General features: G+C 59.7%; 11 protein-coding genes and 1 pseudogene. 1 reads left to right on the top strand and 11 read right to left on the bottom strand.

Translation table 11 applies throughout. The features are described from left to right. Positions 1-7: 7 nt before the first annotated feature. From AC0L25_RS27365 to AC0L25_RS27345, 5 genes and pseudogenes are all read right to left on the bottom strand, one after another. The gene (locus AC0L25_RS27365; protein WP_473598360.1) at positions 8-625 is read right to left on the bottom strand and encodes a glycoside hydrolase family 19 protein; all 618 of its coding nucleotides are present in this window, start codon (positions 623-625) and stop codon (positions 8-10) included. Positions 626-658: 33 nt separating this feature from the next. Beyond that, complete coding sequence (locus AC0L25_RS27360; protein WP_473598359.1) at positions 659-2926, bottom strand: hypothetical protein; 2268 nt, start codon at positions 2924-2926, stop codon at positions 659-661. Further along, positions 2923-3186, bottom strand: a complete 264-nt coding sequence (locus AC0L25_RS27355; RefSeq protein WP_473598358.1) for a hypothetical protein — start codon at positions 3184-3186, stop codon at positions 2923-2925. The genes AC0L25_RS27360 and AC0L25_RS27355 overlap by 4 nt, the downstream gene beginning before the upstream one ends. A gap of 284 nt (positions 3187-3470) precedes the next feature. Then, a complete protein-coding gene (locus tag AC0L25_RS27350) occupies positions 3471-4124 on the bottom strand; it encodes an acyl-homoserine-lactone synthase (RefSeq protein ID WP_473598357.1) in 654 nt (217 codons plus the stop codon). Between the two features lie 83 nt (positions 4125-4207). Beyond that, a pseudogene (locus AC0L25_RS27345) lies at positions 4208-4928 on the bottom strand (LuxR family transcriptional regulator). Positions 4929-5440: 512 nt separating this feature from the next. On the opposite strand from AC0L25_RS27345, the gene AC0L25_RS27340 reads away from it, so the two are divergent. Further along, positions 5441-6331, top strand: a complete 891-nt coding sequence (locus AC0L25_RS27340) for a hypothetical protein (RefSeq protein ID WP_473598356.1) — start codon at positions 5441-5443, stop codon at positions 6329-6331. Between the two features lie 111 nt (positions 6332-6442). Here the strand turns inward: AC0L25_RS27340 and AC0L25_RS27335 are convergent, their stop codons facing one another. The 6 genes from AC0L25_RS27335 to AC0L25_RS27310 all read right to left on the bottom strand — a co-directional run bounded on the left by AC0L25_RS27335 (position 6443) and on the right by AC0L25_RS27310 (position 16259). After that, positions 6443-9022, bottom strand: a complete 2580-nt coding sequence (locus tag AC0L25_RS27335; RefSeq protein WP_473598372.1) for a bifunctional diguanylate cyclase/phosphodiesterase — start codon at positions 9020-9022, stop codon at positions 6443-6445. 499 nt (positions 9023-9521) lie between these two features. Continuing rightward, entirely contained in the window at positions 9522-10388 is an 867-nt protein-coding gene (locus AC0L25_RS27330; protein ID WP_292180222.1) for a class I SAM-dependent methyltransferase, read from the bottom strand. 225 nt (positions 10389-10613) lie between these two features. After that, complete coding sequence (metH, locus tag AC0L25_RS27325; RefSeq protein ID WP_473598355.1) at positions 10614-14423, bottom strand: methionine synthase; 3810 nt, start codon at positions 14421-14423, stop codon at positions 10614-10616. Between the two features lie 180 nt (positions 14424-14603). Then, positions 14604-14882 (bottom strand): hypothetical protein, encoded by a 279-nt coding sequence (locus AC0L25_RS27320; protein ID WP_473598354.1) that lies wholly within the window; start codon positions 14880-14882, stop codon positions 14604-14606. Further along, positions 14854-15393 carry a hypothetical protein gene (locus tag AC0L25_RS27315; RefSeq protein ID WP_473598353.1) on the bottom strand — a complete coding sequence of 180 codons (540 nt, stop codon included), beginning with the start codon at positions 15391-15393 and terminating at the stop codon, positions 14854-14856. The genes AC0L25_RS27320 and AC0L25_RS27315 overlap by 29 nt, the downstream gene beginning before the upstream one ends. Positions 15394-15449: 56 nt before the next feature. After that, positions 15450-16259: a hypothetical protein gene (locus tag AC0L25_RS27310; protein ID WP_473598352.1), complete on the bottom strand. Its 810-nt coding sequence runs from the start codon at positions 16257-16259 to the stop codon at positions 15450-15452. Positions 16260-16383: the final 124 nt, after the last annotated feature.

The raw sequence follows: 16383 nt of genomic DNA, 5'->3' as shown, positions 1-16383 counted from the left end.
CGCGCCATTACACCGTATAACTTAGCGCAGCATAGTACTTCTTCGCGTAACTGGCCACGAGGTCGGCCCGCTCGGTGCCGTTGATGATGCGTCGCGCGTTACGCCAGTCGGCCTTCTGGCCATCGAAGAACTGCGACAGCCGATATCTCGTGAAGATGCCATCGATCATGCCCTTGACCATGATGTTCGCCGCGACTAAGGGCTGCATGGCCAACTCCGGATTGGCGACCAAGTCTACCTTAAGCAGCCGCCCTATTCGTTCGTAATTAGTCTTGTGCGTGAGCTGCACGAGACCGCGTCCGAGCCAGCTCTTACCCTCCGAGTCCGGCCGCCAGTACGGATTCGTGACCCAGGTCAGACGTTTGGAGGCCCATGCCCGCTCGAGGATGGCGATCGCCCGCTGATCGGTGGCAGCGAAGGTTTCGCGGACCGGCTGCATGGTCCGCCCGGTCTCGTGATGCGCGGTTGCGAGCATATAGGCCAGCCAACGGTCGTCGAGGGTCGACAAGGCCGGTTCCCAGGTGTTCAGGATCGCGATGATGCCGTTCACCTGCGACTGCGTCATCCGGCCGTCGAACAGGTTGAGCCGGGCATAGTCGAACAAAAAGTTGCGATTTATTGGCATGGTCCCTCAATCCCCAGATCCGTGTCGCGTTGCTTACAACTCCGCGCCGGGCACCGGCGCCTCTTGCGGCGCCTCAGGCGCCATCTCCGTTATCTCCGGTACCGGTGTGACCGGTTTGGTCTCCGCTGGCGCGGGCTTATCACCGCATTCGGTCAGGTCGTCGGGCAGGCTGATCGTGACCTTGTCCGGCTGCATATCCACGCCTTCGCTGGTCCATACCCTCAACGTTGCTGACCCCGGATTCACTGGGCGGCCAAGCTTGGTGAACTCGGCGATGATGCCCCTCATATTGGGAAGCACGGTGATCCGGTCGGCTCGTTCCGACCCGACGGTCACCATAGCGCTGCGCCACAGCCGCAGCCCAGGGATCAGGATCGAGGCCTTTCGGCAGGCGACGAGATTGATTTCTTTGTCCATCAACTCGTCGTTTATCTGCGGGCGGCGGACCGCCTCCTCGCCGCCGATGAACGCGTCGAACGCTTCATAGTCGGGCGGAATCGGGACCGAGTAGCTGTAGGGCTCGCTGCTGTTTTCCGCCGAGGACGAGCCCAGCCAACCGGCCCGTACGGTGACAGTGAGCCGGCTTGTCCACGCAGGCACAGAGATCAGTGCAAATTGCGACTTCTGGAACGGCGCACCGCCCGCACTGATGTCGATGACCCAGCCGAGATCAATCGACTTCGTTGACTGCGAATCGGTGAAGCCGACTGCCATCGGTTCCAGTGACGCTCGGTCTTGCCTGTCCTTCGCATCGAAACCAAACCGTGATGCGCCATCCTGGCCTGCCGGATAGTCGATGTTCACCGTGTTCGAACGACCGCTCAGCGCCGAGGTCGCCTCCATCCGCGGGAACAGCGAATAGGCATACATATCAGGCTGGATGACCTTTTCGATGAAGTTGAAGTAACCGGCTGGAATGGTGACATAAGTGGGGCACGCCTCCGGCGCTTTCTCCACTTGGCCGGATTTCGGACAGTAGTCATCAACCTTTCCGATACTTTTGGCATAGTTTAAGATCGATCGAAAATTGCGATAATGTGTGGAATTATCAACTCCGATTGGCTGCTTATATGAATAAGCCGATTCCTGCGCGTCGATTTCGTCGACTTTTACATATCTGCCAATCACATCTTTCTTGCTCGCAATGATATAGACTGTATCGTCGACCGGACCGACGATGAACTCGGGGCGATTGGCGCATCCACCTTCGCTTGGGATTCTGACCCTGATGGCCAGGAACTTATTCCATGGATCGGGCAGTGCGACCTGCTCCAAACTGATCCCCGACCCTCCGCCGCCCAGCTTAGCGTTGTCGAGGGCTAGAACAGTGTTGACCGTCGAGGCGATCTCCGACCGCCAGCTTGAAGCCGACCCGGCACATTGCGGCTGCTTGCAAACGCACTTGGTTTCCATGATCTGCAGGAAATGCGAGTTCAGGCGCCAGCGGACATTGGCCAGCCACTGCGTGTAGAGATTGAAGGAATTAAAGTTTGGATTATTGGGATTGTTCTTGATATCCGCAAAGGTGCTCTCAAAATATTTCCGCAGGTGATAGGGCAGCTCGGGGAACTTGTTCTCCGGGTCCTTCTCTTCGAGGATGAGATCAGACTGGCCTGTGATCGACAGTCGGACGAAAGCGCGGCCGGCCGTGAATTTCCCCGGATAGACCGTCGTATCGAACTTCAGGCCGTAAACGGAATTGCCGGTGAGGTCGTGGCGGTCGTCGAGCAGGTTTTCGAGCACGCTTTGGCGGATCATATCGCGGGCGGCAGCGCGGATCACATAGGCGTCTACGAAGGAAAGTACGGGGCGCGGCGTTTCATCCGAGTTCGCGGCCGCCTCGGCGGCGGGAGCGCCCGGCGCCGGCGGATAGGTTCCCGGCATCGGTTGCACGGCGGGATCGTAAACCGGCGCCGTAGTCGGCGCGGCCTCTGGCTCGGCCTCAGGTTCATCGGCTCTGCCATATCGAATGCCGCGGTCGCGCTGATTCACCACCGCGTACCGAACGTTGTCTTTGTTTTGGTCGAGAGTCTTGAGTTGCTGGCGCAGCCAGAAATCCTGGTCGTTGCGGTCGTTGACGAGCCGCTCGCGCGTGTAGACACCCGGGCTGCTGACGTAGATCCGGCCAGTCGGCCCGATCATCCAGCCGTAGAGCCGAGACGGTTGGAACTCGGTCACCAGCACCAGAAGCGCTGCGGCGAGCACTACCAAGAACACTTTGAAGGGGGATAGAAAGGAAAGGACGGCCCACGCGCCGTTCACGATCCGGTCCCTCGAAAACAGGTTTTGGCCGTCGGTCACGGTTTGCACCCGCGATCCACGGTTTGCACCAACACGCCGCCTTCGTAGACTTCCACTACCCTGCGCTGTCCGCTTGTACATGCTGGGTCGTTGATTGTTTTTGGGACCGTCGTCCTCACCGGTGGCCGGTTCTGTTCCTCGGTCTGGCCGAAGCTGTGGTCAACGCTGAGCAGAACTGAAAACGCCATCACCAACACGACCACATAGAGGCCTCGCACGGCAAGAGACTGCGAAGGCAAGTTCAAAGCCAGATCGAACATCACGTCCTCCATTCTCGCGTGTGGTTGTGGTTAAGGGATGATTGTTCCTTGAAACTGGCCGCAGAAACAGGGGCTGCCGATCGGCTGGGGAGGCACGAAGCAGATACCGACGGGAGTAGCGCAGCGCGCACTGAATGCTTGAGCGAGAACTTCCGTCTTGGCTAATTTACCGGAAGAAGCATAATAGGTATAAGCTCCAAAACCTAGAGCGAGAATAGCAGTTAAACGTAGAACGTCTCTTATCGACATGGTAACGAAGCCTTCCCACGACTACATTTGCCTGACTAGCTATCTGTTCTCCCCGAAAGAAGTTTCAAAAAGGGCAACTGCGTTCCCCGTCGAACCAGCAACGAATGCTCAATCCCCAGTATCTTCCGAACACTCGCCAGCGCCGCCTCATTCACCTCGATATAGGCGACGATGTACCACTCGCCGTTTTCTTCCCTGGCCATGCCCATCGGCTCCGCCCGCCATTTCAGCGCGCCATGGTGGGGCATGAAGTAAGTTTCCTGGACGCCGCCCACCGCGCTGAGGCCCTCGCCGAGCGCGTATTCCATCACCGCGCAGCACAGCTGCGTCAGCGTGCCTCGCAGCCCGGTTGAGCGTTTGTCGGGAACGACAAAGGTGCGCGTCCATTCGGCCCAATCGGGACGTCTCGGGACGCCCGATCTTTCGCACATGTGAGAAAAGACCTCCGAGACCATGTGCGGCTCGCTCGTTGGGATCAATCGAGCCGAGGTCACGACGCGACCGTCTTCGATACCAAGCAGGTAAGTCGCCGGGTCGGTATCGAATTGGTCCAGCTCGCGACCGTCCGGGCTCGGAGGGCGCCAATGTTTCTGGTGCACGAAGAAATCGTGCCGCCGGCGCAGAAACTCGTCGAATTCGTTTTCGTAGAGATGCTTGTTATGCGCATTGACTACGTGGGCCGTTATCATGGCGCGATCCCCCGATCGTTCTCACGGGGATATTTGCAGCCTCGCTAATGTACGTCACCTGTCCGATGGGACAGTTGACGCGTTTAGGGGTGGATCAGGCGCCGGCGCACCGCTTCGACGACCGCCTGCGTGGTCGTGGCGACGCCAAAAGCTTCCCTGGCTCGGGTGGAGTGCCATTTGACCGTTCGCTCCGTCAGGCCGAGGATTTGGGAGGTTTCTGAGGAGGTTTTGCCGGCCGCGGCCCAGAGCAGCACCTCCTTCTCGCGGTCGGTCAGCACGCCTTCATCGTCATCATCGTCATTCGTCAAGGCCTGGATCGACATGCCGGCGTAGACTGCCATCGTCACCAGCTGCACTTGATGGCGCGGCGAGAGGGTGCAGCACTTCGCGGACGAGGCAAACGACAGCACGGATTGCCAATGGTGAATGCTGAGCATCGGCACAGCGAAGCCGCTGCAGATGCCGAACTCCGTCGCCTCGCCGGCGACGCGGCGTGATCCTTCAGTGTCCGACCACTTTGCCGGAACTTCGGACCAAAGGAACGGCTTCAGGGTCTTTGCCGAGTAGATGCAGACACCATCAACCGCGGCATGCTCGGCTTCGACATAGCGTTCGAACCAGCCGGCCGGCCAGCCATTCAGTTCAACCATCGGTGCAAGTTTCTGACCACTGAGCGGCACACCGCTAAGGATGAGGTGCTCGAAGCCGATTCCTCACGGTTTCGAGCAGGTCGCTCAGCAGCGGCCCGCTAGCGGTGTGCTTCCTGCAGCGTTCGACAAAGTCGAACACGTCTGAATCGATCATGCCAGAGGTCCCGTCTCCTCGCCGAAATATTAGCATTACCTCAAATCAGAGAACCTTCTAATATACCATCGCTACCTTGCCAATCGCAACGGTTGCGTTCCCCACACTCGTGCAAGCGCAAATCGATCACAATCGGCACGGGCTCGCCGGCTGGCATGACTTAGAAGAGAATGGATCTCTTCAATCTCGGCGCCTATCGCTGACTCATCTCCAGGTGCAGCGCTGCGCGCAGCAGCAATTTCTTGAAAGCCGCCGCAGGGAACAGCAAACGGACTCTCGATGCTATCTTCGCCACAGGCAGGCGCATCGGCAGAACGGATGAAAAAATGCCTGCGCCTCTGGCGGAGAGCGCGGGCGCAATCCGGTTGGCCCGACCTGCAGAGCGCAATCGAGGGGGTGCCCCCACTGCTTACAGACAATCATTAGAGATCGCTAATTTTATGCTTGACGATCGCATCGCCGGTACCAAAATCGTGGTCTTAAGCTCAAGCGTTCGAACGGGGGATGTCGCCATGCCTGACGGCATCGAAATCTACTTCAGTGCGAGCCTGGCGCCGGATCATCGCGAGATGGTCGAGCAGTCGATCGCGTCGGCGGTGGAGCGCACGCGTGCGGAGGCCGACGCGGCGCGCGCGCGATCGGCCGAGGAGGACAAGCTACGTGACGCGATCACCGCGCGGCTTGCGGAGCTGATCCGAGCGGCCCCCGGAGCTGCAGAGGCGATCGAAGGGGTCAGCACGCGGCCAATCAAGGTTGAGGACAGCCTGCGCCCACGGGGCCTGCCTGGCGGAGCGCACGATTGCGTGATCCCCGGGTCGCCGACTGACAGCAGCGTCGAGCTGCGGCGTCCTCCCTACGACTTCGCCTGGAGATGGCAGCACGTCGGAGGGGCCCCTCCGTTCAGCCAGAGCGGCGACCAAAGGGGACGCCTCGGCGTGGATGCGCGGGCGGGCGGCGGCGTCGCGGGCGGCGCTGACCTTTTTGTCCACGCACATATCGGGGTCGGCTGCATCGTGCGGACCGATCGTCCGATCGCCGTCGAGTTGTTTGCGCCGCGCTCATCGCGCCATTCCTTCGCCATTGGCGCACGCGGCATTGGCGCGAGCGCCACCTCGGAGGGTGGCCTGGAGACGACTTTTATGAAGCGTGGCCAGGTCTTGATGGCGGGCACCTTTCCGTTGTGGCGCAGACGCGTGAGCGGCCTCTCAGAGAATGAGAGCGTTCGGACTAACTTCACGAGCGTATTCCCCAGTGGCATGGGAGGACGAATCGACCCGGGCGAATACACCTTCCACGTAGGCATCTGGGCATTCGCCGATTGCTCGTCAGGCATCGGAAGCGCGGGAGTGCAGTCGCTGGTCGAGAGCAACATCATCGAGATGCGAATCCGTCGCCGAGACTGAACCGGCCAGATTCACGCACCAAGCCAGTCATACACCGCTGCCGTACAAGCTCGTCGTGTACTTACAGAACGGCCGCTTCCCTGCCGGAGGCCCCGAGGCGGACGTCAACAGTTAACTGGCCGTGCGCAGACGCCGAGATCGAACGAAGGCCTTTAGTCCGTCGGAATCCAACGCATGCCCGAAGGCATAACCCTGCAGTATGTCGCAGCCCAAGCTCTTGAGTGTCTGTGCGTGCTCCATCGTCTCGACACCCTCCGCTACGACCTCAATACCCAGGGATTTGCCGATTTCAATGATCGACGAGACGACCTGCCTTCGTTGCGGCGATTTGACAATTGGGATGACCAGCTGGCGATCTATCTTCAGCCGGCGAGGCTGCAGCTTGAGCAAGCTGACTATAGAGGCGTAGCCCGTACCAAAATCGTCTATCTCTACGTCAATGCCGAGCTCTTTTATCTGCTCAAGATTCCAGGTAACAAAATCATCATTCTCGTCAAGGAAAATTGACTCAACCAGCTCGAATGCAACTGTTCCCTTCTTGATATTTAATTTCCTAAGACTCTTTATGAGTTCCTCATCTTGAAGGCGGCGTGCCGAAACGTTGACCGATACCCGCGGAATATGAATATTGGCAGCAGACCACCCTTCCAAATCCAAAAGCGATTGCTCTAATATCATTCGATCGATGATCGAGACGACATTCAGTTCTTCCGCAATCCTCAGGAAGACATCGGGCGCCAAAATACCCTTCTCCGGATGCCTCCATCGCGCCAGCGCCTCAACCCCAACAATTTCGAGCGTTTTTGCGTCAAATTGCGGCTGGTAGAAGGGGATGAACTCGTTGCGCTCAAGGCCGCCGAGAATTTCGTCGGCAATCCGTTTTGTGTCGACGATTTCGCTTTGCATCGCCTCGATGAAAAATTCGTATCGATTGCGCCCACGCCTCTTTGCTCGGTAAAGCGCGATGTCAGCGTTGACCAGCAGGTGTTTGGCTTCGACATCTTTTCCGTTATCGACTGCAATTCCCACGCTCACGCCAAAACGGCATCGATGGCCCTGATAGTAGACGGGTTCGCGCATCTGGCTGATGACCCGGTCAGCGAGCAGCGCCAGTTGCTTGATATCGTCGTGCACCACGCACAGGACGATGAATTCGTCTCCTCCGATCCGAGCGACGAATCCCTCACCATCGACCTTGGATCGGAGGACAGTCGAGGCGTGAACAAGCATTGCGTCGCCTGCGGCGTGACCAAGCGTATCGTTGATGTGCTTGAACCGATCCAGATCTATGTGAAGCAGTGCCGCATACCCGCCGACGCGCCTGGCGTTTGCTGCGTAGTCTTCCAGCACTTGGTCGAGGTAACGCCGGTTGGGCAGGCCGGTCAACGAATCGTGGAGCGCAATGTGCTCTATGCGCGCCTTGGCCGACTCGAGTTCTGCATTTTTCGACTCGGAAAGCTGTTTTGCGCGAACCAGGTCCTTGTTCAGCAGGACATCGGCTGTCACATCCCATTCGGCGCCAATCATTTTTGGGGTGTCGTTTGCGACCCGGTAAATTATCGCCTTGGATCGGACATGGCGAATCTCGCCATCCGGCCGAACGATCCGGTACTCCGACAAATATGGCCCGCCGCCGGCCATCGCGCTGTCGAAATCGGCGTGGGCGCCAGCCAAATCATCCGAGTGGATTGCTCCCGCCCAGTCGAGGTAGCCGCGGTGCTCCCCAGTTGGTTTGCCATATATTTCATTGACGCGGTCGTCCCACGTAAGTTCGTTGGTCGCGAGATCGTGTTCCCAAACGCCGATAGCCGACGCTTCCAGAGCGAGTTCCAGGCGTCTCGACAATCGACTCAGTTCCGCATAGTTGCGCTGTCTCTCGCCAATCAGCCGACCCGTAACCAGGAATGGGATCACCACCAACGCCCCGGCCACCGCCATGATTGCGCGCAAGAACCACGCGTTGTCGGGCGTCGAAGGCCAGCCGTTTTTGGGAATGGCTGCGATCCGCCACGAACCGGACGGGAGCAGAACGTCGGCTGTCACCGGATTGCTTTTGGCGACGCGCTCATTGCCGAAGAATTGATCTCCACTTGGACCGAGAGCGTCCTTACCGATCAGCGCTATGTCAATCCCGAGATCATCGTCAAGCAGACCACTCGCCTTATAAAGGCGCTGAACGTCGACAACGGCCGAAATGATGCCCCAGAACCTTTCGGTGTTGCCCGCACTGCGTACAAAAACCGGGATACGACCGACGAAGCCTTGCCCTCCCTGCCTCAAGTCGACGGGACCGGCAAGAACTAGCACGCGCTCGTCTCGCGCCCTTAGCGCGGCCACACGCTGCCGCTCGTCCTTGCGGTAATCAAGGCCTATCGCCTTCTCGTTGCCCTCCATCGGGTACATCAGGGAAATGACCAGATCGGGCGCGCCGGCAATATTTTTCAATTGCGAGCCCCTGCCAAACAGGTTGCTCGCGAGCGAGGCGAAGCGTTGCTGTCCCATATAGGGCTCGGTCACGACCGTCGCGACCAGTCCCTGCACCAGTTGAAGGTTTCCGTTGATGTTACCTTCAAGCTTGGCGCGGATAAGACTGACCTTGGCCAGGACATCCGCACGGGCGGCCTGATCCGAGACGACTTTGTTCTGGTGGTCCGCGAACGCTGCGCCAACGGCAATAACTATCACCGCCATTGCCGCCGGGATATTTGCCGACGAGAAAACAGCCTTCTTGATACCGCCGAACCTAGCGCGGAAAAGAGCCAATAGGCGATTCCTCAGCTGCTATTCAGGTTCTCGGGCAACCCGACCAAGGAATATTAGCTATCAATATTTAATTTTGACCTTCACGGGTTCTAAAATTTTTGCACTTTCCTACCGCCTGAGGTCGCCGGAGTGGTTGACACGGACCTGCGGCTCCGGCTGACACCTTAGAAAGAACTGTTGCAGTCGCTGAAGGTGCATGGGTTGCCCTCGGACGATCGACTCGACCGCCGCGGCGAGCAGGAACGCCACCGTCTAGGGATAACCGTGCTCACCTTTCCGGTATCAGATCGACGAGACGACAATGCAAAACGATCAATAGTAGGATTAAAGCGCGTCGCGGCTGAATGGATTCACGCGACGCGCTTTAAGTTTTGTTTTTATGCATGTCGTTATCGCAAAACCGCTGCGCACTTTTGCGCGACATGCATTAGTGCCCCTCAATCGCCTTGGGGGTAACAAGGTATGGTATCTTGCCGACGCTACGCTTCGTCGCGCCAATGGAATAGGCCATTGGGATCTTGGGAGAGTTCTCCGGCAAGCCGTACATATCCTTGCCTGCCCTCACGGCAAATGAAAAGTGCTGCCACGAAACCGTGTCATGCTCATTGAGAAAATCCAGTGTCAGCCCAGCTGAAATCAGCGCGTTCACCACGTCACTGACCGGATGAATCCACTCATAGTAGCGCGGATGTTTCAAGATGCGGTCGTCACCGGTATAGGTGAGTTCCTCGTTCCATGCGAGTGGTCGAGCTATTGGCGTTCGCCAGTCATGCTTGAACTCCAGCGCCGCAGCCTTGCGGTCACACTGGAACATCAACGGATGGCCCTCGGCCAGATAGAGCCGGCCGCCGGGCCGCAGGAGATCGGCAACCACCCGCGCCCAGCGGAACACGTCGTCCAGCCAGTTAACCGAACCCCAGGTAACGTAAGCGATGTCAAAGGTTCGGCCGAGCGCCTCGACTGCCTCGAACAGCGGCGCCTCCACGAAGCGCACATCAGTGCCTGCCTTCGCGGCGAAATCCCGCGCCGCTGCGATCGCCGTCGGTGAAAAGTCGAGGCCGGTCACGCTGCCCGCACCCAGATTCTTCAAGCTGATTGTGTCAAGCCCGATATGGCATTGCAGATGGACGATGTCCTTGCCGACAATGTCACCGACTTCGCGCGTTTCCAGCTCATAGAGATTGGATCCGCCTGCCAGCACATTTTCTATGTGGTAGCTGCCCGTTGTATCGGTCGAATGCAGTTCGGCCCGATCATCCCAATTAAGGCGGTTCGCACCCAGAAACGGTTCCAAATTGCCCCCCTGCCGAGACTAATACTTGGTAAACAGAACGTTAATATACTTTGCAGCTAAAGGGTCACGCGTCAATCCGAGGCGGGCCGGTGCACCACCGCTGCAGGCCAGGCCCACCACCCTGGCCAAGGCGGAGGTGCCAATCACGTGTCTGTGCAGAACGAGCGCGCAAGGCTGCTGTCATGGAGGTGCCGGCTTCTCGCCCTTTCAGCCTCGCGGCCGATTTCACGCGGCTGCGTCGAGTCCCTGTGCCGGCACATAGTTCAGGATCGGGCCGAGCCAGCGCTCGACCTCGGCGAGCGGCATGCGCTTGCGCCGCGCATAGTCCTCGACCTGGTCGCGTTCGACCTTGGCCACGCCGAAATAATAGCTTTCGGGATGCGACAGGTAGATGCCGGACACGGAGGAACCCGGCCACATCGCAAAGCTTTCGGTCAGGCTGACGCCGGCGTTGCGCTCGCCGTCGAGCAGGCGGAACAGCGTCACTTTCTCGGTGTGGTCGGGCTGCGCCGGATAGCCGGGCGCCGGGCGAATGCCGCGATAGGGTTCGCCGATCAGCTCGTCCGGCGCCAGATCCTCGTCCGGTGCATAGGCCCAAAAATCCTTGCGCACGCGTTCGTGCAGGCGCTCGGCGAAGGCCTCGGCGAAACGGTCGGCCAGCGCCTTGACCATGATCGACGAGTAGTCGTCGTTGGCGCGTTCGAAGCGCTCGGCGATCGCCGCTTCCTCGATGCCGGCGGTGACGATGAAGCCGCCGAGATAGTCGGCCTTGCCGCTGTCCAACGGCGCGACGAAATCCGACAGCGCGACGTTCGCCTTGCCGTCGCGCTTGGTCAGCTGCTGGCGCAGCGTGAAGAAGGTCGCCAGCTCCTGTGACCTGGCATCGTCGGTGAACAGCCTGATGTCGTCGCCGACGGTATTCGCTGGCCAGAAGCCGATGACGGCCTTTGGCGCGAACCATTTTTCCGCGATGATCTTGGCCAACATCGCCTTGGCGTCGTCGAAGAGCTGGCGTGCCGCCGGCCCTTGCGTCTCGTCGTCGAGGATTTTGGGGTAACGCCCCTTCAGCTCCCAGGTCTGGAAGAACGGCGTCCAGTCGATATAGCGCGCGAGTTCGGCCAGATCCCAGCCTTCGAAGATTTTCAGGCCAAGGAAGGACGGCTTCGGCGGCTCGTAGGCCGACCAGTCGATCCTGTGGGCGTTGGCCCGCGCCTTGACGAGCGGCAGGCGCTGCTTGTCGGCTTCGCTGCGCGCGTGCGCATCGGCAACCTTTTTGTATTCGGCACGGACATTGTCGACATAATCGCCCTTGGTCTCGTTCGACAGCAGCGCCGACACCACGCCGACCGCACGGCTGGCATCGGTGACGTAGACCGTTTGGCCCTTGGCATAGCGCGGATGGATTTTTACCGCCGTATGCACGCGGCTGGTCGTCGCGCCGCCGATCAACAGCGGCATGTCAAAACCTTCGCGCTCCATCTCGGCGGCCATGTGCACCATCTCGTCGAGCGACGGCGTGATCAGGCCGGACAGACCGACGATGTCGACCTTTAGCTCGCGCGCCGTCTGCAGGATCTTCGCCGCCGGCACCATGACGCCGAGGTCGATGATCTCGTAATTGTTGCAGGCGAGAACGACGCCGACGATGTTCTTGCCGATGTCGTGGACATCGCCCTTCACCGTCGCCATCAGGATCTTTCCGGCGGTCTGGCGCTCGCCGGTATCGACGCCATTGGCGGCGTTCGCCAGCTTCTCCGCCTCCATGTGCGGAAGCAAGCCGGCAACGGCCTGCTTCATGACGCGGGCGGACTTCACCACTTGCGGCAGGAACATTTTTCCCGCGCCGAACAGATCGCCGACGACATTCATTCCTGCCATCAGCGGCCCTTCGATGACATGCAGCGGGCGCTCGGCGGCAAGTCGCGCTTCGTCCGTATCCTGATCGATGAATTCGGTGATGCCGTTGACCAGTGCGTGCGAAATGCGCTGCTCGACAGGCCAGTCGCGCCAGGCGAGATCGCGTTCCTGCGCCTCCTTGCCCGCCGTGCCCTTGAAGCGTTCGGCGAGTTCCAGCATGCGTTCGGTGGCCGTGCCGCCGCCCTTCGGCTGGCGGTTGTTGACGACATCCTCGCAGGCTTCGCGCAGTTCCGGATCGATGGTGTCGTAGACGGCAAGCTGCCCGGCGTTGACGATGCCCATGTCCATGCCGGCCTGAATGGCATGGTAGAGGAACACGGCATGCATGGCCTCGCGCACCGGCTCGTTGCCGCGGAACGAGAAAGAGAGGTTCGAAACGCCGCCCGAGATATGGACGTGCGGCAGCGTCGCGGTGATCTGCCGCGCTGCTTCGATGAAGTCGACGCCGTAATTGTTGTGCTCGTCGATGCCGGTGGCGATGGCAAAGATGTTCGGATCAAAAACGATGTCCTCGGGCGGGAATCCGGCCTGCTCGGTCAAAAGCTTGTAGGCGCGGGTGCAGATTTCGACCTTACGCGCCTTGGTGTCGGCTTGGCCGTCCTCGTCGAAGGCCATGACGACCACCGCCGCGCCATACGCGCGGACGAGCTTCGCATGGTGCAGAAAAGCCTCCTCGCCTTCCTTCATGGAAATGGAGTTGACCAGCGGCTTGCCTTGCACGCATTTCAGCCCGGCTTCGATGATTTCCCATTTGGAACTGTCGATCATCACGGGAACGCGGGCGATGTCCGGCTCGGCGGCGATCAGGTTGAGATAACAGACCATTGCCTGCTTCGAATCGATCAGGCCTTCGTCCATGTTGATGTCGATGATCTGCGCGCCATTGGTGACCTGGTCGCGGGCGACGTCGAGCGCGGCGGCATAATCGCCCGCCGTGATCAGCTTCCTGAATTTCGCCGAGCCCGTCACATTTGTCCGCTCGCCGACATTGACGAACGGAATCTCGTCGGTCAGCGTGAACGGCTCGAGCCCCGACAGGCGCATCTTCGGTTCGATGTGAGGAACCGCCCGCGGCGGATATTTCTTTACCGCCGCTGCGATGGCGCGGATGTGGTCGGGCGTTGAGCCGCAGCAGCCGCCGACGATGTTGACCAATCCGTCGCGCGCGAACTCCTCGATCTGCGCCGCCATGAACTCCGGGCTTTCGTCATATTGGCCGAATTCATTGGGCAGGCCGGCATTCGGATAGGCACAGACAAAGGTGTCGGCGACGCCTGATATTTCGTCCAGATGCGCGCGCATGGCTTTGGCGCCCAGCGCGCAATTGAGGCCTATCGTGAACGGGTTGGCGTGGCGGACCGAATGCCAAAACGCGGTCGGCGTCTGGCCGGACAGCGTGCGGCCGGACAGGTCGGTGATCGTGCCTGAGATCATAACCGGCAGACGCACGTCCTTCTCGAGGAAGATCTCTTCTGCCGCGAAGATCGCCGCCTTGGCGTTCAGCGTGTCGAAAATGGTCTCGATCAGGATGATGTCGGCGCCGCCGTCGATCAGACCGCGCAGCTGCTCGCCATAGGCAAGGCGCAATTCGTCGAAGGTCACGGCGCGGTAGCCGGGATTGTTGACATCCGGCGACATCGAGGCGGTGCGGTTGGTCGGCCCCAGCGCCCCGGCGACGAAGCGACGCTTGCCGTCTTCCTGCTCAGCCCGCACCGCTGCCCGGCGCACCAGCCGTGCACCGTCGCGGTTCAGCGCATAGACCGCATCCTCCATGCCGTAATCCGCCTGGGCGATGGCGGTCGAGGAGAAGGTGTTGGTTTCAAGGATATCCGCCCCGGCGATGGCGTAGCGATAGTGGATCTCCTCGATCGCTTGGGGCTGCGACAGGATCAGCAGATCGTTGTTGCCCTGCTGATGGCAGGCGCACTCCGCGAATTTGTCGCCACGGAAATGGTTCTCGTCAAAACCCAGGCTCTGGATCTGCGTGCCCATGGCGCCGTCGAGGATGAGGATGCGTTCGCGCGCCGCCGCCGTCAGCGCCGCAAGCACTTTCGAACCGTCGGGCTTAGCCACGATGGGACCGAACAGATCGTCCAACGATGATGGGTTTTGCGACACATTCAATCCTTAAGGCGACAGCCGCGTTTAAGTGACATAAAGACATCTTTATGTGAGTATACGGTATTTGTCTGCCGCTGTCACCCCTGCCGCCGGAAATGCTGCCCACCGGCGTGACGGCTGGCAAGGTTCCAGACGCGGACGTCGCTTCGTTCATGATGTGGTAGGCGACCTCTCGCGTCAGGAGAAGATCTCCGCCAGTTCGTCGACGCTGGTGCCTTCCTTGATCTGGCGCAGCTCGACATAGCTGACCGCTGCGGCAATCGACATCACGATCGACGATGTCGTCCACACCAAGGTCCCCACAAAGGCACCCACCAGGCCGCCAAACGGTTCGACAACCCTTTCAAGTGCCAACTGGATGGCCGCCGACGCGACCAACAGGATGAGGAACAGGCCGAACAGCGCCCAGCGGCTGCCTTTGGTAAGTTTACTGCTGCGCGCCATGGAGCCAAGCACACCGAGCCGCTCCTGCACCAGAACCGGCACCGCGACCGACCAGCGGAGCCACAGTATAATTCCGGGAACCAATGAGCAGGATCAAGCCCAGTCCCGCGCCCAGGACGACCAGCAGCCCGATGCCGAGCGTTGGCAGGACACAGCCGATCGCTATCTTGATGCAGTCGCCGAAGGATGGCCGCTTGCCGTTCAGATCCTCGATGGTTGCCCGGACCAGCGAAGACTGAAGCAACAGATCCAGTACAAAGGATATCAACAGGAATCCGAACGTGATCATAGAATCACGCGACACCATGCCGAGGCCGCCCAGGATGGCATCCTCGGGGTCACCCACGGCGATACCAGTCTCCGGCGCCTGCATCCAAAGATCAAAAACAAGCGACGGTAACCCCGAAAACAGCAATGCGAGCCCGAGGCAAAGCAAGGGGTTACGGCCGATGACCGCAAAGCTGGCGCCGAAAACCCTGCCGATGCGAAATCTGTCAGGCTGTTCCAGTGCCATTGACGCCATGACGTAACCTGTCCAGTCCAGGCAGATCCTGATGCGATTAAGGCGGCAGAAACCCGCTATGAGAAGATCTCCGCCAGTTCGTCGACGCTGGTGCCTTCCTTGACCTGACGCAGTTCGACATAGCTGACAGCCGTGGCTACCGACAGCACCATAGAAACCACGGTCGACAGCATGGCTGCCGCCACATCGGCGACAATTCCGTCTAGCAGGAGAATGATAGCCGCCATCACCGACTGAATGACCATCGTGATGATCATAAGGATAAGGAAAAGACCAAATAGCGCCCAGCGGCTGCCCTTGGTCAGGACGCGGCTGCGCGACATGCTGCCGAGCACACCCAGGCGCTCCTGTATCAGAACCGGAATAGCCACCGACCAACCAAGCCACAATATGATTCCGGGGACCAGCAGAGCTAATGAAGCAAGGCCCGCCCCCAGCACTACGAGCAGGCCGATGCCCAGGGTTGGGAGCAAATAGCGGATGGCTATCTGGATGCAGTCGCCAAAGGACGGCCGTTTGCCGTTCAAATCCTCGATCGTCGCCCGCACGAGTGCCGACTGGAGCAGCAGCGACAGGATAAAGGATATTAATCCGGCGGCAATGCCGACGGAAGAATTCCAAAACATCATACTAGGATCGGCCACCGCGGTCGGGTCGCCCAGTGCAGTCCCGCTCAAGGTCGATTCGGTCCAGAGGCGGAGCACTATCGCCGGCAGACCTGAGAACAGCAGCGCGAGTCCAAGGTACAGACCGATATTGCGGCTGATGACAGCAAAGCTGTCGTTGAAAACCCTGCCGATGCGAAACCTGTCCGGCCGTTCCAGTGTCAATGAAGCCATGATGCGTCCCCGCTCAATCACCGCCATCGGCTGGCGATCCCCGCATTAAATGTGCCAACATTGGAGGTCGACGTCTAGGTGGTGTGGACTCTTAGGATTCCCTTTTTGACCGTAGCCTGATTCAAGACTGCTTTTGGAGGCAGCCTTGGGT

Source organism: Mesorhizobium sp. WSM4813 (assembly GCF_055811555.1).
The sequence above is the reverse complement of the archived record's forward strand: the minus strand, read 5'-3'. Positions and strand labels throughout refer to the sequence as shown.

Excerpts from the sequence above, each read along its gene's own strand:
- AC0L25_RS27355 (WP_473598358.1), bottom strand. The coding sequence starts at position 3,186 with ATGTTCGATCTGGCTTTGAACTTGCCTTCGCAGTCTCTTGCCGTGCGA.
- AC0L25_RS27340 (WP_473598356.1), top strand. The coding sequence starts at position 5,441 with ATGCCTGACGGCATCGAAATCTACTTCAGTGCGAGCCTGGCGCCGGAT.
- AC0L25_RS27365 (WP_473598360.1), bottom strand. The coding sequence starts at position 625 with ATGCCAATAAATCGCAACTTTTTGTTCGACTATGCCCGGCTCAACCTG.
- AC0L25_RS27350 (WP_473598357.1), bottom strand. The coding sequence starts at position 4,124 with ATGATAACGGCCCACGTAGTCAATGCGCATAACAAGCATCTCTACGAA.
- AC0L25_RS27310 (WP_473598352.1), bottom strand. The coding sequence starts at position 16,259 with ATGGCGGTGATTGAGCGGGGACGCATCATGGCTTCATTGACACTGGAA.
- AC0L25_RS27315 (WP_473598353.1), bottom strand. The coding sequence starts at position 15,393 with ATGGCGTCAATGGCACTGGAACAGCCTGACAGATTTCGCATCGGCAGG.
- AC0L25_RS27335 (WP_473598372.1), bottom strand. The coding sequence starts at position 9,022 with ATGGCGGTGATAGTTATTGCCGTTGGCGCAGCGTTCGCGGACCACCAG.